The sequence below is a fragment of the Bradyrhizobium diversitatis genome (genome assembly GCF_016031635.1).
In the GTDB taxonomy this organism is placed as follows: Bacteria; Pseudomonadota; Alphaproteobacteria; order Rhizobiales; family Xanthobacteraceae; genus Bradyrhizobium; species Bradyrhizobium diversitatis.
Genome location: NZ_JACEGD010000009.1, coordinates 16,282 through 35,000, shown reverse-complemented (window position 1 = coordinate 35,000; position 18,719 = coordinate 16,282). Strand labels below are relative to the sequence as shown.

General features: G+C 64.7%; 13 protein-coding genes, 1 rRNA gene and 1 riboswitch (1 of these 15 running past the window's edge). Of the genes, 8 read left to right on the top strand and 6 right to left on the bottom strand.

Annotated features, from left to right (window positions below):
* Nucleotides 1-1,279: ribosomal RNA gene (locus H1B27_RS10440) — 16S ribosomal RNA — on the bottom strand (it extends 210 nt beyond the left edge of the window).
* 991 nt (nt 1,280-2,270) lie between these two features.
* Between H1B27_RS10440 and H1B27_RS10435 the strand changes: the two genes are divergently transcribed.
* The 3 genes from H1B27_RS10435 to H1B27_RS10425 all read left to right on the top strand — a co-directional run bounded on the left by H1B27_RS10435 (nt 2,271) and on the right by H1B27_RS10425 (nt 6,461).
* On the top strand, nt 2,271-4,334 hold the full coding sequence (locus H1B27_RS10435) for a M23 family metallopeptidase (RefSeq protein ID WP_197965998.1): 2,064 nt from the start codon (nt 2,271-2,273) through the stop codon (nt 4,332-4,334).
* Between the two features lie 153 nt (nt 4,335-4,487).
* Nucleotides 4,488-6,113 carry an NHL repeat-containing protein gene (locus tag H1B27_RS10430; RefSeq protein ID WP_197965997.1) on the top strand — a complete coding sequence of 542 codons (1,626 nt, stop codon included), beginning with the start codon at nt 4,488-4,490 and terminating at the stop codon, nt 6,111-6,113.
* Nucleotides 6,114-6,197: 84 nt separating this feature from the next.
* On the top strand, nt 6,198-6,461 hold the full coding sequence (locus H1B27_RS10425) for a hypothetical protein (RefSeq protein WP_061881270.1): 264 nt from the start codon (nt 6,198-6,200) through the stop codon (nt 6,459-6,461).
* Nucleotides 6,462-6,538: 77 nt separating this feature from the next.
* On the opposite strand, the gene clpB is transcribed toward H1B27_RS10425, so the two are convergent.
* Nucleotides 6,539-9,178, bottom strand: a complete 2,640-nt coding sequence (gene clpB / locus H1B27_RS10420) for an ATP-dependent chaperone ClpB (RefSeq protein ID WP_197965996.1) — start codon at nt 9,176-9,178, stop codon at nt 6,539-6,541.
* A 241-nt stretch (nt 9,179-9,419) separates the two neighbouring features.
* Here clpB and H1B27_RS10415 point away from each other — a divergent pair, with 241 nt between their 5' ends.
* Nucleotides 9,420-10,208, top strand: coding sequence for an MOSC domain-containing protein (locus tag H1B27_RS10415; protein WP_197965995.1), 789 nt, complete (start codon nt 9,420-9,422; stop codon nt 10,206-10,208).
* A 211-nt stretch (nt 10,209-10,419) separates the two neighbouring features.
* Here H1B27_RS10415 and H1B27_RS10410 read toward each other — a convergent pair whose 3' ends face one another.
* Nucleotides 10,420-11,064 (bottom strand): NlpC/P60 family protein, encoded by a 645-nt coding sequence (locus tag H1B27_RS10410; protein WP_197965994.1) that lies wholly within the window; start codon nt 11,062-11,064, stop codon nt 10,420-10,422.
* Nucleotides 11,065-11,278: 214 nt separating this feature from the next.
* On the opposite strand from H1B27_RS10410, the gene H1B27_RS10405 reads away from it, so the two are divergent.
* Entirely contained in the window at nt 11,279-12,142 is an 864-nt protein-coding gene (locus H1B27_RS10405) for an alpha/beta fold hydrolase (protein WP_197965993.1), read from the top strand.
* A 130-nt stretch (nt 12,143-12,272) separates the two neighbouring features.
* On the opposite strand, the gene metW is transcribed toward H1B27_RS10405, so the two are convergent.
* Entirely contained in the window at nt 12,273-12,935 is a 663-nt protein-coding gene (gene metW, locus H1B27_RS10400) for a methionine biosynthesis protein MetW (RefSeq protein WP_061881266.1), read from the bottom strand.
* Nucleotide 12,936: 1 nt separating this feature from the next.
* Nucleotides 12,937-14,133, bottom strand: a complete 1,197-nt coding sequence (gene metX / locus H1B27_RS10395) for a homoserine O-acetyltransferase MetX (protein WP_061881279.1) — start codon at nt 14,131-14,133, stop codon at nt 12,937-12,939.
* An 85-nt stretch (nt 14,134-14,218) separates the two neighbouring features.
* Nucleotides 14,219-14,298, bottom strand: a riboswitch (SAM riboswitch).
* A gap of 156 nt (nt 14,299-14,454) precedes the next feature.
* On the opposite strand from metX, the gene H1B27_RS10390 reads away from it, so the two are divergent.
* From H1B27_RS10390 to H1B27_RS10380, 3 genes are read left to right on the top strand one after another with little or no spacing between them, the layout of a single operon-like run.
* Complete coding sequence (locus H1B27_RS10390) at nt 14,455-15,303, top strand: chorismate mutase (RefSeq protein ID WP_197965992.1); 849 nt, start codon at nt 14,455-14,457, stop codon at nt 15,301-15,303.
* A 28-nt stretch (nt 15,304-15,331) separates the two neighbouring features.
* Nucleotides 15,332-16,429 carry a histidinol-phosphate transaminase gene (gene hisC, locus H1B27_RS10385; protein ID WP_197965991.1) on the top strand — a complete coding sequence of 366 codons (1,098 nt, stop codon included), beginning with the start codon at nt 15,332-15,334 and terminating at the stop codon, nt 16,427-16,429.
* Nucleotides 16,426-17,361, top strand: coding sequence for a prephenate/arogenate dehydrogenase family protein (locus H1B27_RS10380; RefSeq protein WP_061881263.1), 936 nt, complete (start codon nt 16,426-16,428; stop codon nt 17,359-17,361). The genes hisC and H1B27_RS10380 overlap by 4 nt, the downstream gene beginning before the upstream one ends.
* 120 nt (nt 17,362-17,481) lie before the next feature.
* Here the strand turns inward: H1B27_RS10380 and H1B27_RS10375 are convergent, their stop codons facing one another.
* A complete protein-coding gene (locus H1B27_RS10375) occupies nt 17,482-18,666 on the bottom strand; it encodes a DUF2125 domain-containing protein (RefSeq protein ID WP_197965990.1) in 1,185 nt (394 codons plus the stop codon).
* Between the last annotated feature and the right edge of the window lie 53 nt (nt 18,667-18,719).

Below are 18,719 nucleotides of genomic sequence, written 5' to 3'. Positions count from 1 at the left end.
CTTCATGGGCTCGAGTTGCAGAGCCCAATCCGAACTGAGACGGCTTTTTGAGATTTGCGAAGGGTCGCCCCTTAGCATCCCATTGTCACCGCCATTGTAGCACGTGTGTAGCCCAGCCCGTAAGGGCCATGAGGACTTGACGTCATCCCCACCTTCCTCGCGGCTTATCACCGGCAGTCTCCTTAGAGTGCTCAACTAAATGGTAGCAACTAAGGACGGGGGTTGCGCTCGTTGCGGGACTTAACCCAACATCTCACGACACGAGCTGACGACAGCCATGCAGCACCTGTGTTCCAGGCTCCGAAGAGAGGGTCACATCTCTGCGACCGGTCCTGGACATGTCAAGGGCTGGTAAGGTTCTGCGCGTTGCGTCGAATTAAACCACATGCTCCACCGCTTGTGCGGGCCCCCGTCAATTCCTTTGAGTTTTAATCTTGCGACCGTACTCCCCAGGCGGAATGCTTAAAGCGTTAGCTGCGCCACTAGTGAGTAAACCCACTAACGGCTGGCATTCATCGTTTACGGCGTGGACTACCAGGGTATCTAATCCTGTTTGCTCCCCACGCTTTCGTGCCTCAGCGTCAGTATCGGGCCAGTGAGCCGCCTTCGCCACTGGTGTTCTTGCGAATATCTACGAATTTCACCTCTACACTCGCAGTTCCACTCACCTCTCCCGAACTCAAGATCTTCAGTATCAAAGGCAGTTCTGGAGTTGAGCTCCAGGATTTCACCCCTGACTTAAAGACCCGCCTACGCACCCTTTACGCCCAGTGATTCCGAGCAACGCTAGCCCCCTTCGTATTACCGCGGCTGCTGGCACGAAGTTAGCCGGGGCTTATTCTTGCGGTACCGTCATTATCTTCCCGCACAAAAGAGCTTTACAACCCTAGGGCCTTCATCACTCACGCGGCATGGCTGGATCAGGGTTGCCCCCATTGTCCAATATTCCCCACTGCTGCCTCCCGTAGGAGTTTGGGCCGTGTCTCAGTCCCAATGTGGCTGATCATCCTCTCAGACCAGCTACTGATCGTCGCCTTGGTGAGCCATTACCTCACCAACTAGCTAATCAGACGCGGGCCGATCTTTCGGCGATAAATCTTTCCCCGTAAGGGCTTATCCGGTATTAGCACAAGTTTCCCTGTGTTGTTCCGAACCAAAAGGTACGTTCCCACGCGTTACTCACCCGTCTGCCGCTGACGTATTGCTACGCCCGCTCGACTTGCATGTGTTAAGCCTGCCGCCAGCGTTCGCTCTGAGCCAGGATCAAACTCTCAAGTTGGACTTGAACTTTGAACCGGCTGATCACAACGTTTGACGAGGTCCCACCATTTTTCCGACGACCGAAGCCGCCGAGCTGCCCGCGATTCACATCGCTGGCAACGATGGTGTAACCTTTGAAACGTGTACCGCCGAAGTCTTTCGTCCGGTCTCGATCAGAAAAGCCGAAGCTTTCCAGAAGCGAGACCCGCAAGGACTCCGCCGTCCACGTTTCTCTTTCTTCATCTTCACTTGTCAAACAGCCCGGGACCGTGGAGGCCCCAACCTTCCAGAGTGGAAGGGTTCCGATACCCTTACCGACGAAAAATGACTCCAACCGACTGGTGTCGATTGTTGTGTCACTCAACAAGGTGAGGAGCATCAGTGGCGCGTTCGCTCGCCTTGGTCAGTGACCCGGCGGCGCCGCGCTCAGTGGTTGGGGTTATAGGCCCCACCTTCCGGGCTGTCAACGCCAATCGTCAACAAATCGTCGCACAGTGGATCACCGGAAAAAATCACACGATTCCAGGCGCTTAGAGAAGCTCAGAGCGGGCGGACGAGCCCCGCGCGAAGAAAAACTGAAAAAAAGTTTGCGGCCCTGGAGGCTCCGGAGGGGCTCCAGAGGCGGCTTGCGGCGCCGCTCCGGCGAGGCCCCTCGCGCCGGCTCCTTGAGGAAGTTTTTTCCATATTTGGCGCCGTACTTGAGCCACAATCCCGCGGCGTTCTGGTAAGAGACGAGCTTGAATCGCGGGGATGCCGATGGGGGCTGCCGGCGATTTTCATGGGGTCAGGGGAAGGCATCTTGCAGATGACGCGGCCTTCCTTCGACGTTCGAAAGACATCGAGAGAGTTTCATCCGTCCAGTTGTTCGTAATTTCGGCCAGCCCTGTTCCGGGGCTTTCTGAGCGCGGGCGTCTGTGCGGCTTGCCTTTTCCGGCGATCCCCGTTCAAGAGGGCGGCCAGGGACAAGGTTCGAAGCGGGCTTTCTTGGGTCGTTGATTGGGGGACTTGGGTTGAACCACAGGACGTCACGCGGCACCTACGGGCGTGAGACCGGGATCATCGATCTCGGCCACGAGCCGCCGCTGTCCGTCGATGGTTCTGAAGCCGCCGTCATCGACCGCCGCCGCGTCTCGGTGCAATGGTTCAGCGGCACAATTCTGACCGGACTCTGCGGCGCGGCCCTGATCGGCGGCGCCGTTTTCGCCTCGCTCGACGGCGAGATGACCTTCGCCAAGGTACCGGAGCGGGTCGAAGGCGCGTTGCGCGGCGCATTCGGCGCCGCCGATCGCGCCGCCACGCTGCACAAGAGCGACCGGTTGCCGCCGCCGAGCGAATCCACGGCATCGCGCAACATCATGCGCGTCTCGACGGTCGCCCGCGTCGGCAACCGCGACGTGATGCGGGTGCGCCCCTTCGTCCGGATCGCCGGCAATTTGTCGATGACGACGAGCGACCTGTCGGCGAAGATCCCGCCGTTCAACGCCCAGCGCCTGCTCACCGACGTCGGCTCCGATCCGAAGACGGCGTCCGACGATCCCAACAATCCGGAGGCCGTCGAGCCCGACGCGGAGGTGTCCTTCGTCACCAAGGACCTGTCGTCGGTGCTGCCGAAGGCGAAGATTTCCGCGGTGGTGGCGCTCGACGACATCCTGATGCGGGTCCGCGATGCCGCCAACTGGCGTGGCAATGGCGGGGTGCGCTACGCCTCGCTCGCCAATGCCACAGCCGACGTCTCCGGCACGACCGGCCCATCCGACATCAAGATGGCCTACGCCGCCGAGGCGTCGTCCTCCGATCCCTATGCCGGTTTCGAGACGCGCGTGGTGCCGGAGAACGTCACGCTGCTGCCCAAGACCAAAGAGCAGATCACCGGCGGCAATCCCAATGGCGAGCGGGTCCATCTGGTCAGGAAGGGCGACAGCGTCGGCTCGGTGCTGCGCGATCTCGGCGCGACGGCTGACGAGATCAAGGCGATCACCGCAACGCTCGGCCCGCGCGGCCGCGACGGCGGCCTCAAGGAAGGCGAGAAACTCCGCATCCTGATGGCGCCCGCCAGCCCCGGCGCCCGGCTGCAGCCCTATCGCGTCGTGGTTGCAAACGACACCATGGTGGAGGCGATCGCGGCGCTGTCCGATCTCGGCAAATACGTCGCCGTCGACGTCTCCAGCATGAACACCGTCGCCGACGCCGCGGCCAACGCCAGCAGCGAAGACGATGACGAGGATGACGGCAGCGGCGTGCGGCTGTACCAGAGCATCTACGAGACGGCGATGCGCAACAAGGTCCCGATGCCCGTCATCGAGGACATGATCAAGATCTACTCCTACGACGTCGATTTCCAGCGCAAGGTGCAGCCCGGGGATTCCTTCGACGTGTTCTACGCCGGCGAGGACGAAGGCGTGACGTCGAGCGAAAAGAACGAGGTGCTGTTCGCCTCCCTCACCGTCGGCGGCGAGACCAAGAAATACTACCGCTACCAGAGCCCCGACGACGGCGTCGTCGACTACTACGACGAGACCGGCAAGAGCGCGAAGAAGTTCCTGGTCAGAAAGCCCGTCAACAACGCCATCATGCGCTCCGGCTTCGGCGGCCGCCGCCACCCGATCCTGGGCTACGTGAAGATGCATACCGGCGTCGACTGGGCCACCGCCTACGGCACGCCGATCTTCGCCTCCGGCAACGGCATGATCGAGAAGGCCGGCCCCGAGGGCGGCTACGGCAAGTACATCCGCATCAAGCACTCCAACGGCTACGAGACCGCCTACGGCCATATGTCGGCTTTCGCCAAGGGCATGGAGCCCGGCAAGAAGGTGCGGCAGGGCCAGGTGATCGGCTTCGTCGGCTCATCGGGCCTGTCGACCGGCCCGCACGTCCATTACGAGATCCTGGTCAACGGCCGCTTCGTCGACCCGATGCGCGTGAAGCTGCCGCGCGGCCGTTCGCTGGAAGGCCCGATGCTGGCCAGCTTCGAGAAGGAGCGCGACCGGCTCGACGGCATGATGAGCGGCCGCGGCGGCGCCATCGCCCGGATGTCGGACGCCACCGGCGGGCCACTGCAGGTCACCAACCGCTAAGTCGGAAATTTGGCCTGCCCCGGCGGGACATCTCCAAGCACGATCCGAATTCGACGTCGTCGCGAGGCCGCTTTGCGGCGTCACAACGTCAAGTTTCATTTGCCAAAGCGGCATGAGGAGCGAATACTTCCCAAAAAAACGGGAGGTCTCGCCATGAACAACAGGCTTGCCTGCGCAGCCTTCGTCGCTGCACTGTTCTCCGCCACGAGCCTGTCGGCTGAGACCCTGCCGGCAACCTGGGAAGTCACCAAGCTCGTCCCCGGCTCGGCATTCCACGGCGTGCACGGGCTCGCTGTCGACAAGGCCGGCCATCTGTTTGCCGGCAGCGTCGCAGGCGCGACGCTCTACGAGGTTGCGGGCGGTAGCGCCAAGGTTGCAATTCCCGCGCCGGTCGGAATGGCCGACGACATCGCGTTTGCGCCCGACGGCACCATGGCCTGGACCGGATTCCTTGCCGGCGACCTCTATGCGCGCAAGGGCGACGGTCCGATCAAGAAGCTCGCTTCCGGTCTTCCCGGCATCAACTCGCTGGCCTTCCGCAAGGACGGCAGGCTCTACGCCACCACCGTCTTCCTCGGCGACGCGCTCTACGAGATCGACGTCGAGGGCGTCAAACCGCCGCGCCAGATCATGGAGAAGATGGGCGGCCTCAACGGCTTCGAGTTCGGTCCCGACGACAAGCTCTACGGTCCGCTCTGGTTCAAGGGCCAGGTCGCGAAGGTCGACGTCGACAAGACGGAGCTTTCCGTGGTCGCCGACGGCTTCAAGATTCCGGCCGCCGTGAACTTCGATTCCAAGGGCAATCTCTTCGTGGTCGACACCGCGCTCGGCCAGCTCGTGCGGGTCGATCCGAAATCGGGCGTCAAGACCATGGTCGCGCAACTGAAGCCATCGCTGGACAATCTCGCCATCGACGGCAAGGACCGCATCTACGTCTCCAACATGGCCGACAACGGCATCCAGGAGGTCGACCCCGCGACCGGTCAGGCCAGGCAGATCATCATCGGCAAGCTCGCGCTGCCCGGCGGCATCGGCGTCACCTCGGAGAACGGCAGGGACACGATCCACGTCGCCGACGTGTTCGCCTATCGCACAGTGGACGGTGTGACCGGCGAGGTCACCGAGAAGGCCCGCATGCATGCCGCAGGCACGACGCTCGAATATCCCATGAGCGCGACGGCAAAGGGCAACGACGTGGTCCTGTCGAGCTGGTTCACCGGCACCGTGCAGGTGATCGACGGCAAGACCGGCGCAACGCGCGACATGCTGCACGGCTTCAAGGCGCCGCATGACGCCGTCGTGCTCGCGGACGGCAGCATCCTCGTGGCCGAGCTCGGCACCAAATCGCTGGTCAAGGTGAGCGGCGAGCACGGCAAGGATCGCGTCACGCTGATCGGCGACCTCGAGGGACCGGTGGGACTCGTCGGTGGACCTGGCGGCGAGGTCTACGTCACCGAAGCCTTTGCCGGCGCCGTCTCCCGGATCGACACAAACGGCGGAAAGACCGTGGTCGCCAAGGACCTGAAAATGCCCGAAGGCATCGCACGCACCGGCGACGGCAAGCTGATTGTGGCGGAGGTCGGCGCCAAGCGGCTGATCGCGATCGCGCTGGACAGCGGCAAGGTCACCGAGATCGCCGCCAATCTTCCGATCGGCCTGACAGGCGCGCCCGGTGGCCTGCCGACGCACATTCCGACGGGCGTCGCGGTCGGCGCAACGGGCGTGATCTACTTCAGCTCGGACGTCGAGAACGCGATTTACAAGGTCGTGAAGAAGTAGCGTTCGCCGGCCAAGGCCTGGCCGCGGAACCCGCAGGCGGATTTTCGGTTAGCTGACGGAAGCCGACCAGCAGGAGGATCGCCCATGACGCGCCTCTCACGCGACGATGTCGTCAAGGCCGTGGACCGGGCCGACGACGTCACCATTGCCCAGATCATCGGGACCGGAGCGACGGTCGAGGAACTCGCCGAAGCCCAGGCCTGGCTCGCCAATGACGAGCCCATGATCAACGACTTGCGCCCCCTGGCGCAGGGACGGGTGCGCGAGCTGGTCGATATTCTTTCGGAGCTTGACGAGGACGAGGAGGAAGGCCCGGCGGGTCCTGGCTCCGCGCCCGCAGTCGGTTAGCCGAGACACCGACAAAGCAAAACGCCCCAGAGCGGTTGGCCTCTCCGGGGCGTCCTGTTGCTTCGAGCGCCGTACCCTCAGTTCAACTTCCGCTTCGTCACCGGCGCCTCGAACTGCGTGATCTCCGCAGTCTGCGGTGCCTTGCCGTTGAAGGTCAGCACGTTGCCTTCGGACGAGATCGCGACCGTGTCGCCGTCCCTGACGTCGCCGGCCAGGATCATCTCGGCGAGCGGATCCTGGAGGTAGCGCTGGATCACCCGCTTCAGCGGCCTTGCGCCATAGGCGGGATCCCAGCCCTTGGCGGCGAGCCAGTCGCGGCCGGCGGCATCGAGCGTCAGCACGATCTTGCGATCGGTCAGCAGCTTCTGGAGCCGTGCGAACTGGATCTCGACGATCCGGCCCATCTCGCTCCGCTGCAGGCGGTGGAACAGGATGATCTCGTCGACGCGGTTGAGGAATTCGGGGCGGAAGTGCGCCCGCACCATTCCCATCACCTGCTCGCGCACCGCAGAGGTGTCCTCGCCCTCCGGCTGGTTCACCAGGAATTCCGAACCGAGGTTCGAGGTCATGACGATCAGCGTGTTGCGGAAGTCGACGGTGCGGCCCTGGCCGTCGGTCAGGCGGCCGTCGTCGAGCACCTGCAACAGGACGTTGAAGACATCAGGATGCGCCTTCTCGATCTCGTCGAACAGCACCACCTGATAAGGCCGGCGCCGCACCGCTTCGGTGAGCGCACCGCCCTCGTCATAGCCGACATAACCCGGAGGCGCGCCGATCAGCCGCGAGACCGAGTGCTTCTCCATGTATTCGGACATGTCGAGGCGGACCATCGCGGTCTCGTCGTTGAACAGGTATTCCGCGAGAGCTTTCGTCAGCTCGGTCTTGCCGACGCCGGTCGGTCCTAAGAACATGAACGAGCCTGTGGGGCGGTTCGGGTCCTGCAAGCCCGCGCGCGAGCGGCGCACGGCGGTTGCGACCGCACGCACGGCCTCGGCCTGGCCGACGACACGCTTGCCGAGCTGCTCCTCCATCTTGAGGAGCTTCTCCTTCTCGCCTTCCAGCATCTTGTCGACGGGCACGCCGGTCCAGCGCGAGACCACCTGCGCGATGTGGTTGGCGGTGACCGCCTCCTCCATCATCTCGCCGGAGCCTTCACGCGCCTCGATATCCGCCAGCTGCTTCTCCAATTCCGGGATCCGGCCGTAGGCCAGCTCGCCGGCCTTCTGGAATTCGCCGCGCCGCTGCGCGTTGGCGAGCTCGACACGCAGGCCGTCAAGCTCGGCCTTCAGCTTCTGGGCATCGGAGAGCTTGTTCTTCTCCGCGCTCCAGCGCGCCGTCAGCCCAGCAGACTTCTCCTCGAGCTCGGCAAGGTCCTTCTCCAGGGTCTGGAGCCGGGTCCTGGAGCCGGGATCGCTTTCCTTCTTCAGCGCCTCCTGCTCGATCTTGAGCCGGATGATCTCGCGGTCGAGCGAATCCAGCTCTTCCGGCTTGGAATCGACCTGCATCTTCAGCCGCGCCGCGGCCTCGTCCATGAGGTCGATCGCCTTGTCCGGCAGGAAGCGGTCGGTGATGTAGCGGTTGGACAGGGTCGTGGCGGCCACGAGCGCGGAATCGGTGATCCGCACGCCATGGTGCTGCTCATACTTGTCCTTCAGGCCGCGCAGGATCGAGATGGTGTCCTCGACCGAGGGCTCGCTGACGAAGATCGGCTGGAAGCGCCGCGCCAGCGCGGCGTCCTTCTCGACATGCTTCTGGTACTCGTCGAGCGTGGTCGCACCGATGCAGTGCAGCTCGCCGCGGGCGAGCGCCGGCTTGAGCAGGTTGGAGGCGTCCATCGCGCCGTCGCCCTTGCCGGCACCGATCAGTGTGTGCATCTCGTCGATGAACAGGATGAAGGTGCCTTCGCTTCCGGTCACTTCCTGGAGCACGGCCTTCAGCCGCTCCTCGAACTCGCCGCGGTATTTTGCGCCGGCGATCAGCGCACCGAGGTCGAGCGAGAGCAGCTTCTTGTCCTTGAGGCTCTCCGGCACGTCGCCGTTGACGATGCGCAGCGCCAACCCTTCCGCAATCGCGGTCTTGCCGACGCCGGGCTCGCCGATCAGGACGGGGTTGTTCTTGGTCCGGCGCGACAGCACCTGGATGGCGCGACGGATCTCCTCGTCACGGCCGATGACCGGATCGAGCTTGCCGTCGCGCGCGGCCTGAGTGAGGTCGCGGGCATATTTCTTCAGCGCGTCATACGCGTTCTCGGCGGTCGCGGAATCCGCGGTGCGGCCCTTGCGCAGCGCCTCGATCGCCGCGTTGAGGTTCTGCGGGGTGACGCCGCCCTTGTTGAGGATGGTGCCGGCTTCGCTGGACTTCTCCAGCGTGAGGCCGAGCAGCAGCCGCTCGACGGTGACGAAGCTGTCACCGGCCTTCTCGCCGGCCTTTTCGGCGGCGTCGAAGGTGCGGGCGAGCTCGGGTGCGAGGTAGATCTGGCCGGCGCCGCCGCCGGAAACCTTCGGCACCTTGCCGAGGGCGTCCTCGGTCGCCTTCAGGATTGCACGGGAATTGCCGCCGGCGCGGTCGATCAGGCCGGCAGCGAGCCCCTCATTGTCGTCCAAGAGGACTTTCAGGAGGTGCAGGGTGGAAAACTGCTGGTGCCCCTCGCGCATCGCGAGCGACTGCGCAGACTGAATGAAGCCCCTGGAGCGTTCGGTATACTTCTCGATGTTCATCTTTTCTGTCCCTCGGCCTGCCCTTGGGGCCCTCTCAGGCACCCCAATACGGCATCTTCATTGGGTTTCCGCTCATCGCATTGAGGTTTCTCAAGCGAGAACGGCCGTCTTTTTGCCGACGTTGCCGCCAGCCTGAGGCAGATGTGGGAAGCGGGTTGCGGATGCGAAAGAGGCCGGTTCACAAATTCGTGCGCTCTTGGACGGCCTTGGCGCTGGCGGGCCGAATCCCCTAAGTAGTGGCATGACAGCCAGCCACACTGCCGAGATCACCGGCCTCTACCGCTACCCGATCAAGGGCCTGACGCCGGAACCCCTGTCGCGGGTCCCTTTGCGGGTCGGCCAGACCCTGCCAGCCGACCGCCGCTACGCCATCGAGAACGGCCCGAGCGGGTTCAACCCCGATGCGCCCGAGTGGAAACCGAAGATCCAGTTTCTGATGCTCGCGCGCAATGAGCGGCTGGCCGAGCTCGACAGCCGGTTCGACGACGCCACCAATGTCCTGACCATCCGCAAGGACGGCCAGATCGTCGCCAGCGGCGATCTCGAGACCGCCGCCGGGCGCGCCGCGATCGAGGCCTATTTCAGCGAGAACTTCCAACGGGAGCTGAAGGGCCCGCCCAAGGTTCTGTCCGGCCGCGACCACAGCTTCTCCGACGTCGCCCGCAAGGTCGTCTCGATCATCAATCTCGGCAGCGTCCGCGCGATCGAGACCATGCTCGGCGGCGCCGCCGTGCATCCGCTGCGCTTCCGCGCCAATCTCTACGTCAAGGGCTGGCCGGCCTGGTCGGAGCTCGATCTCGTGGGCCAGACACTTGCGGTCGGGCCGGCGCGGCTGAAGGTGATCAAGCGCATCGTCCGCTGCCCCGCCACCAATGTCGATCCTGAAACCGCCAAGCGCGATCTCGAAATCCCGCCCACGCTCTCGCGCCATCTCGGCCACATGGATTGCGGCATCTACGCCGAGGTGATCGCCGACGGTGACGTCGGCGTCGGCGATGTGGTGGCAGTGGAAGAGCCGAGATTGGTGTGAGCCCTCTCTCGTCGTCCCGGACAAGCGCGCTCCTCAAGCGCGCGCCGATCCGGGATCCATAGCCACAGGGAGTGGTTTGGCGAAGACTCGTGGTCACCGGCACGCACGACAGCACGCGCCTGTGGTTATGGGTCCCGGATCTGCGCTGACGCTTGTCCGGGACGACAACCTCACATGACGCGAGGGTCCACCCACTCCATGCACCGTCACCTCAATTCGGCATCACATACGCATAGATCCGGCCGCGCGAGACCGGCGCTTCGCGGACGCGGTTGCCGCTGTTGCCGGAGATCATGATCGGATTGCCCTGCGCATCGATGCCGGTGATGATTCCGACATGGCCGCCCCGGCGGCCGCGCGACATCACCGCGATGGCGCCGACCTGCGGACCGGAGATGCGCGTGCCATAATGCGCGAACGAGTTCGCCATGTCCGAGCCGGTGCCACGATGGCCGGTCTGCTCGAGCACCATGTTCATGAAGCGCGCGCACCACAGGCTGCCGCGCCCGGTCGGATTGCCGCCGAGATAGCGGCGCGCCTCGGACACGAGGCCTGAGCCGCCACTGAGGCCGCCGCTCATGCCAGCACCGCCGGCATTGGCATTCGGATCATAGCTGGCCTGGGTGTTGGCGAAGCCACTCGCCTGCAACTGCGCCGCGCTGCGCTCGAAGCGCGAGCTGCGTGCACGATGACGGTAGTGATGATGTCTGGCGTGGTGCACGTAAGCGTGCCGCTCTGCGCTATGACGATGATGCGGCCGTGCCGAGGCCGGAGAAACGAACGCGGCGACCGCCGCAAAGAAGAACGCCAACGCGACAACACAACGCGACAGGCGGAACGCAAACAACTCAACCATTCTTCATCCTTCGTTACACCCCTACTTTCCGATCGGCCGGTGAAGTGGCCGACATAGGTCAGGCCGTTAAGCCGCCCGATGTGGCGAGAAAAAGACACCGCGTCGGCGAATAGCTGCGATGATTTTGTATCGGTGCTGGTTCGATGCTGCCGCATTGCGGACAACAGCGTTAACTGCGATCCTGCAAAGACGGCTTGACAGAGGGAAAGAGTTAATGCCCCACGCCACGACAAGGGACGACGTCCGCATCTATTTCGAAGAGGCGGGTCAGGGAACGCCGATACTTTTTCTGCACGAGTTCGCGGCCGACTACACCAATTGGGAGCCGCAGATGCGCTACTTTTCGCGCGGCCATCGCTGCATCGCCTATTCGGCGCGCGGCTACGCGCCTTCGGATGTACCCGAAGGTGAAGTCTACACCTACACGCATTTCTACGCCGATGCGCTCGCGGTGCTTGACCATCTCGGCATCGAGCGCGCGCATCTCGTCGGGCTGTCGATGGGCGCCTATTCGTCGCTCCAGATCGGGCTCAACGCCCCGCGGCGCGCGTTGTCGATGACGCTCGCCGGCGTCGGCTCCGGCTCGGAGATCGAGAATCTGGAGGCCTGGCGCCAGCAGTGCCGCGCCAATGCCGAGCAGTTCGAGACGCTGGGCTCGGTGGAGGTCGCAAAGGTCACGCGCGAGGCGCCGAGCCGGATTCCCTTCCTGGTGAAAGACCCGCGCGGCCACGCCGATTTCTATGCCGCGCTGGCGCGGCACGACGCCAAGGGTTCGGCGCGCACGATGCGCGGCTTCCAGGGCGGACGTCCCTCGATCTACACGATGACGGACGCGATCGCGAAGGTGGCAACGCCCGCGCTCATCATCTGTGGCGACGAGGACGATCCCTGCATCGGGCCGAGCCTTTTCCTGAAAAAGCACCTGCCGGCCGCGGGCCTCGCGATGTTTCCGAAGTCGGGCCACGTGCTCAACCTCGAAGAGCCCGCGCTGTTCAACGAGAGCGTGGAGCGGTTCGTCACGCTGGTGGAAGCCGGACGGTGGCCGGTGCGCGATCCGAGATCTTTGGCTCCGCACTAGCCGTCATTCCGGGAAGGCGCAGGCCCGGAATCCATCGGGCCGCAAACGCTGTGGCGCGATGAATTCTCAGATGCGCAATTGCGCATCATAGCTCGATGCTTCGCATCGCCCCGGAATGACGCCTACGGCGTCATCTCCCCCCGCCCCTGCTCAGCAAGAACACCGCCTGTTCGCCGAACATGTTCCACACCCACCAGGGCAGGTTCAGCGGCACCGGGCGGCCGTAGAGATCGAGCGCGACGGAGCGCTCCATCTTGACGTTGATCTCGTCGCAGAGCTCGACGAAATCCTTGATCGTACAGAAATGGATGTTGGCGGTGTCGTACCAGGTCGCCGGCAGGTTCTCCGTGCGCGGCATGTGGCCGCCGATCAGGAGCTGCAGCCGCATCTTCCAGAAGCCAAAATTCGGGAACGAGACGATGGCCCGGCGGCCGATGCGCAACAGATTCTCCAGCACCACGCGCGGCTGCCGCGTCGCCTGCAGCGTCTGCGACAGGATCACGTAGTCGAATGCGTCGTCGGGATAGTTGACGAGGTCGGTGTCGGCGTCGCCCTGCACCACCGCGAGCCCCTTGGCGACGCAGCGGTTGACGCCCTCGCGCGACAGCTCGATGCCACGCCCGTCGATGCCGCGGGTCTCAAGCAGCTGAAGCAGGTCGCCCTCGCCGCAGCCGACGTCGAGCACCTTCGAGCCCGGCTTGACCATCTCGGCGACCAGCAGATGATCGGCGCGATAATCACCGGGCGGCTTGGTCGCGGCACCGTCCAGCGGCAACACTTCCTGCACGGGCATCTTAGCTACCCTTCAATCCGCGGGCCTTGCCTGCCGATTGCAGGAAGGCGCGGGAGATGTCGAAGAATTCGGGCACGTCGAGCAGGAAGGCGTCGTGGCCGCGATCGGTTTCAATCTCCGCGAACGACACCCGCGCGCTCGACGCGTTCAGCGCGTGCACCAGCGCGCGCGATTCCGAGGTCGGGAACAGCCAGTCGCTGGTGAAGGAGACCACGCAGAAGCGGGTCTGGATTCCCGCAAACGCCTTCGCCAGCACGCCGCCATGGTCGGCCGCGATGTCGAAATAGTCCATCGCGCGCGTCAGATAGAGATAGGAGTTGGCGTCGAAGCGCTCGACGAAGGACGAGCCCTGGTAGCGCAGGTAGCTTTCGACCTGGAAATCCGCGTCGAACGAGAAGGTCGGCAGCTCGCGGTCCTGCATGCGCCGGCCGAACTTGCGATGCAGTGCCGCGTCGGAGAGATAAGTGATGTGCGCCGCCATCCGCGCCACCGCGAGCCCGCGATGCGGATGGATGCCCTGATCGGCATAGCCGCCGCCGTGCCAATCGGGGTCGGCCATCACGGCCTGGCGCCCGAGTTCGTGGAAAGCGATGTTCTGCGCCGAGTGCCGCGTCGCGCAGGCAATCGCCAGCGCGGAGAACACGCGGGCAGGATAGGCCGAGGTCCATTGCAGCACCTGCATGCCGCCCATCGAGCCGCCAACGACGGCAAACAGCGTGTCGATGCCGAGCCGGTCGATCAGCATCGCCTGCGCGCGCACCATGTCGGGGATGGTGATGACGGGGAAATCCAGGCCCCAGACCTTGCCGGTGGCGGAATTGATCGACGCCGGCCCGGTCGAGCCCATGCAGCCGCCGATCACGTTGGAGCAGATGATGAAGTAGTGCTTGGGATCGATGGGCCGGCCGGGGCCGACCAGCGTCTCCCACCAGCCAGGCTTGCCGGTGACGGGATGCACATTGGCGACGTGCTGGTCGCCGGTCAGCGCATGGCAGATCAGAACGGCGTTGGAGCGATCGGCGTTGAGCTCGCCATAGGTCTGGTAGGCGATCTGGAACGGGGTGAGATCGACGCCGCAATCGAGCCGCAGCGGCTGCTCGGTGCCGAAATGCGCGACCTGCGAGCTCGGGTGATCCACCTCGTGCGACCGTTCGTCGGCGCTAATCGCAGGACTGGGTACAGACTTGACGCCAACCATCATCGACCTCGTTTGCGACTGCCGTCAGACCGCCGCTGGAATCAGGCCATGAAAAACCCGGCCTGAACGAAAGGTTCGGCCGGGATCGGAAGCGTCCCCGGCCTGTTTAGCGAGTTTTTTAACGTGGCTGCAAGCCGGCCGGCTCAAATGACCACGGAACAAGCAAAAGCTACCGTCTTGGGCGGTTTTCGTCAAGTCGCGGTCCGGATCGGCCCAATTCGCCTGTCTCGCGTCGACCGGAAAGGACCTCATTTCTCTTTGCTTTCGCCGCCCCGACTGCCTAATCAGGACATCCCCCATCGCAATGATCGACGACCAGACATGTCCCAACGTCCGCCCGCGCCACCATCGCTCCAGGAATTGCGCAAGGAGATCGACGCGATCGACGAGAGCATGCATCGCCTGCTGATGCAGCGCGGCGACATCATCGACCGCCTGATCCAGGTGAAGCAGACCCAGGAGGTCGGCTCGGCATTTCGGCCTGCGCGCGAGGCCTCCATGATGCGCGAGATCGTGCAGCGTCATCGCGGCATCCTGCCGCTCGACACGGTCGAGAGCATCTGGCGCGTCATCATCTCGACCTTCACCTATGTGCAGGCGCCGTTCTCCGTGCATGCCGACATCTCGGTGAGCGAGCCGGCGATGCGTGATTCCGCGCGCTTCCATTTCGGCTTCACGGTGCCTTACGTCGCGCATTTCAGCGCGCAGGCCGCGGTCGAGGCGGTGGCGAAATCCAAGGGCGACCTGGCGCTGGTCTCGGCGACCTCCAGCCGCACGCCGTGGTGGCTCTCGCTGGAGGAAGCTGGCGCGCCGAAGATCATCGCGCGAATGCCCTTCGTCGAACGTGCCGATCATCCGGCGGCGATGCCGGTGTTCGCGGTCTCGCGCGTCCCCGACAGCGCCCTGGTGACGGAGGTCGAGACCTTCAGCGTGCGCGTCTCCGGGTGGAACGCCGAGGTCGCGCGCGCCCTGTCGCCGCTCGCCGAGATCGTGGCGGTGCCCGATACCGCCTTCGATGGGGCGGCGCTGCTGGTCTCGGTCACCAGCACGACCAGCATCGACAAGATCAAGGCTGCCCTGATCGAGGCGGGGGCCTCGGTACGCTCCACGGCTCTCGTCGGCAGCCACGCAACGCGCTATACGGTGCCCCCGACCGGGGCGAAATCGTAAGTCGCGCCTCGCCATTTCGGAGTTGAAGATGTCCCGCCCCGTGCCGAATCCCGGCATTCTCGATATTGCGCCCTACACCCCCGGCAAGAGCCCGGTGCCAGAGCCGGGCCGCAAGGTGTTCAAGCTCTCGGCCAACGAGACGCCGTTCGGCCCCTCGCCCAAGGCGATCGAGGCGTTCAAGCGCGTGGCGGATCATCTGGAGGACTATCCGGAAGGCACCTCGCGCGTGCTGCGCGAGGCGATCGGCCGTTCTTTCGGGCTCGATCCCAGCCGCATCATCTGCGGCGCCGGTTCGGACGAGATCCTCAACCTGCTCGCCCACACCTATCTCAGCCACGGCGACGAGGCGATCTCCACCACGCACGGCTTCCTGGTCTACCCGATCGCGACGATGGCGGTCGGCGCCAAGAATGTCGTCGCGCAGGAGACCAACCTCACCGCCGACGTCGACGCCATCCTGAAGGCCGTGACGCCACGGACAAAACTGGTCTGGCTCGCCAACCCCAACAACCCGACCGGCACCTATCTGCCGTTCGACGAGGTCAAGCGGCTGCGCGCCGGCCTGCCCTCGCACGTGCTGCTGGTGCTGGATGCCGCCTATTGCGACTATGTCTCGCGCAACGATTACGAGATGGGGATCGAGCTCGTCGCCACCACCGAGAACACGGTGGTGACCCACACCTTCTCCAAGATCCACGGCCTCGCCGCTCTGCGCATCGGCTGGATGTTCGGCCCCGAGCACATCATCGACGCGGTCAACCGCATCCGCGGTCCCTTCAACGTGTCGACGCCGGCGATGTATGCGGCGGTCGCCGCGATCGAGGACACCGCGCACCAGGCGATGTCGAAGCAGTTCACCGAGACCTGGCGCAACCGGCTCACCGAGGAGATCGGCAAGCTCGGACTGAAGGTGACGCCGAGCGTCGCCAATTTCGTGCTGATCCACTTCCCGACCGAGAAGGGCAGGACCGCGGACGAGGCGGATGCCTTCCTCACCAAGCGCGGCCTCGTGCTGCGCGGCTTGAAGAACTACGGCCTTCCGCATGCGCTGCGCATGACCATCGGCACCGAGGAGGCCAACCTTCTCGTGATCGAGGCCTTGCACGACTTCATGGGCGGCAAATGAATGCTGATCCGCACTTCCGGCGCGTCGCGCTGATCGGCTTCGGCCTGATCGGCGGCTCGATCGCGCGCGCTGCGAAGCTCCAGGGCCTGGCTGGCGAGATCGTCACCACCGCGCGCTCGGAGAAGACACGCGCGCGGGTCGCCGAGCTCGGCATCGTCGATCAGGTCGTGGCGACCAATGCGGAGGCCGTGAAGGATGCCGATCTCGTCATCCTCTGCATTCCCGTCGGCGCCTGCGGTGCCGTGGCGCAGGAGATCGCCGCGCATCTGAAGCCGGGCGCGATCATCTCCGACGTCGGCTCGGTCAAGGGCGCGGTGGTCAGGGACATGGCCCCGCATCTGCCGAAAGGCATCCATTTCGTGCCGGCGCATCCGGTCGCAGGCACCGAGCATTCAGGCCCGGATTCGGGTTTCGCCGAGCTCTTCATCAACCGCTGGTGCATCCTGACGCCGCCTGATGGCACCGAGACGGCGGCCACGGAGCATCTGCGCGCGTTCTGGGCGGCGATGGGCGCCAAGGTCGAGGTCATGACGCCGGATCATCATGATCTCGTGCTCGCGATCACCAGCCATTTGCCGCATCTGATCGCCTACACCATCGTCGGCACCGCCGACGAGCTGGCGCAGGTGACGGAATCCGAGGTGATCAAATTCTCCGCCGGCGGCTTTCGCGATTTCACCCGCATCGCGGCCTCCGACCCGACGATGTGGCGCGACGTCTTCCTCGCCAACAAGGAAGCCGTGCTGGAGATGCTCGGCACCTTCACCGAGGATCTCGCCAAGCTCACCCGCGCGATCCGCCGCGGCGATGGCGAAGCACTGTTCGATCACTTCACCCGCACCCGCGCCATCCGGCGCGGCATCGTCGAGATCGGCCAGGATTCCGCCGCACCCGATTTCGGCCGGCCACACGCGGCGCTGAAGAAGCCGTAGCTCTCTCCGTCATGGCCGGGCTTGTCCCGGCCATCCACGCGCATCCGCGATTGACGAAAGACGTGGATGCCCGGGACAAGCCCGGGCATGACGACGGAGTGTTTGGCGGGCGTGTCTTGTTCAATACAGCGGCGGGATCTGACCGACCTTGACCGGGCCGAGCAGCACGGCGCCGTCGACGAATTTCAGCGGGAAGCTTCTCGCTTTCCTGCCTTCGAGCGTGCTCTCGGTGCCGATCGAATTGATGCCGGCGGCGACGCCGGCATTGGCGTTCTGCTTGATGACCTTGCCGAGCCCGGGCACGGCGCGGTCGAGCGCGCCGAACAGATTGTTGAGGTCCTGCGACTTCACGCCGGGGGCGACGCGGTCGAGCGTTGCCTGCGGCACGCCCTCCTCCAGCATCTTCTCGATGCCGAGCGCCGGGATCACCCGCTCGAGGCCGGTCACCGTCATCTGCAATTCGCCGTCGAGCCGGCCGTTGGCCGAGAGGCCGAGCGTGCCGGCCGCGACCGCGATCATCTCGCCCTGCTGGATCCGCGACTGCACGATCTCGATATTGCCGCCGGCAGCCTGGATCTCGCGGAAGCGCTGCGGCCAGGGCTTCGGCGTGAGGTCGGAGAGGCCGGTGATCTTGGCGCGGGTGTCCGCCTCGAACGGCTCGGCGAGCAGGGGATGAACGCCCTGGATGCTGCCCTGCGCGACATGGACCACGGTCTCGATCACGGGGTGATCGGACGGTGATCCATCCGCGAGGCGGCCGTGCAGCTCGACCTGCTTGGCGCGCGCGAGCGGCACCTGCACGCTGCCGTCGACACGGTTGAGGGCGGGGTCGTCGAACACGATGGAGGCGCGATCCGGCACGGCAGGCAGGCCGGCCACGCTGGCACGGCCCGTGCTCCAGTTCACCACGAAGGTGTTTTGCGTGATGCCGTCGGTCAGCGTCGCAGGCGCGGAGAATTCGGCGATGATGCGCTTGGGATCGTAGACCTGAGCCACGACCAGGATGTTGTCGAGCTTCGCCGTGAACGGCGTCTTGCTCGCGTTCTGCGACACCAGGGCGACGCTGGCGCCGGAACACTGGACCTCGAAGCGGAACGGGAAGCCCGCGATCGAGCGCTTGGCGCAATCATAGATGCGGCCGGACTTGGCCTCCTGCGCCCGCCAGGCGTCGGCGGCGATTTCGGCCTGCGACGCCGCGTAGAACCAGAAACCGCTCCACGCGACCGCGAGGATCAGGACGAGAACGGGTGCGATGAAAAGGCCCCAACGGGAGCGACGGCCTGCGGCAACGGTCATATTGGACATGCGGCGACCCTTTGATCCCGGATTTTGGCAAATGTAAGCGGGGACGGCCTGCG

Excerpts from the sequence above, each read along its gene's own strand:
- H1B27_RS10430 (WP_197965997.1), top strand. The coding sequence starts at position 4,488 with ATGAACAACAGGCTTGCCTGCGCAGCCTTCGTCGCTGCACTGTTCTCC.
- H1B27_RS10425 (WP_061881270.1), top strand. The coding sequence starts at position 6,198 with ATGACGCGCCTCTCACGCGACGATGTCGTCAAGGCCGTGGACCGGGCC.
- clpB (WP_197965996.1), bottom strand. The coding sequence starts at position 9,178 with ATGAACATCGAGAAGTATACCGAACGCTCCAGGGGCTTCATTCAGTCT.
- H1B27_RS10415 (WP_197965995.1), top strand. The coding sequence starts at position 9,420 with ATGACAGCCAGCCACACTGCCGAGATCACCGGCCTCTACCGCTACCCG.
- H1B27_RS10410 (WP_197965994.1), bottom strand. The coding sequence starts at position 11,064 with ATGGTTGAGTTGTTTGCGTTCCGCCTGTCGCGTTGTGTTGTCGCGTTG.
- H1B27_RS10405 (WP_197965993.1), top strand. The coding sequence starts at position 11,279 with ATGCCCCACGCCACGACAAGGGACGACGTCCGCATCTATTTCGAAGAG.
- metW (WP_061881266.1), bottom strand. The coding sequence starts at position 12,935 with ATGCCCGTGCAGGAAGTGTTGCCGCTGGACGGTGCCGCGACCAAGCCG.
- metX (WP_061881279.1), bottom strand. The coding sequence starts at position 14,133 with ATGGTTGGCGTCAAGTCTGTACCCAGTCCTGCGATTAGCGCCGACGAA.
- H1B27_RS10390 (WP_197965992.1), top strand. The coding sequence starts at position 14,455 with ATGTCCCAACGTCCGCCCGCGCCACCATCGCTCCAGGAATTGCGCAAG.
- hisC (WP_197965991.1), top strand. The coding sequence starts at position 15,332 with ATGTCCCGCCCCGTGCCGAATCCCGGCATTCTCGATATTGCGCCCTAC.
- H1B27_RS10380 (WP_061881263.1), top strand. The coding sequence starts at position 16,426 with ATGAATGCTGATCCGCACTTCCGGCGCGTCGCGCTGATCGGCTTCGGC.
- H1B27_RS10375 (WP_197965990.1), bottom strand. The coding sequence starts at position 18,666 with ATGTCCAATATGACCGTTGCCGCAGGCCGTCGCTCCCGTTGGGGCCTT.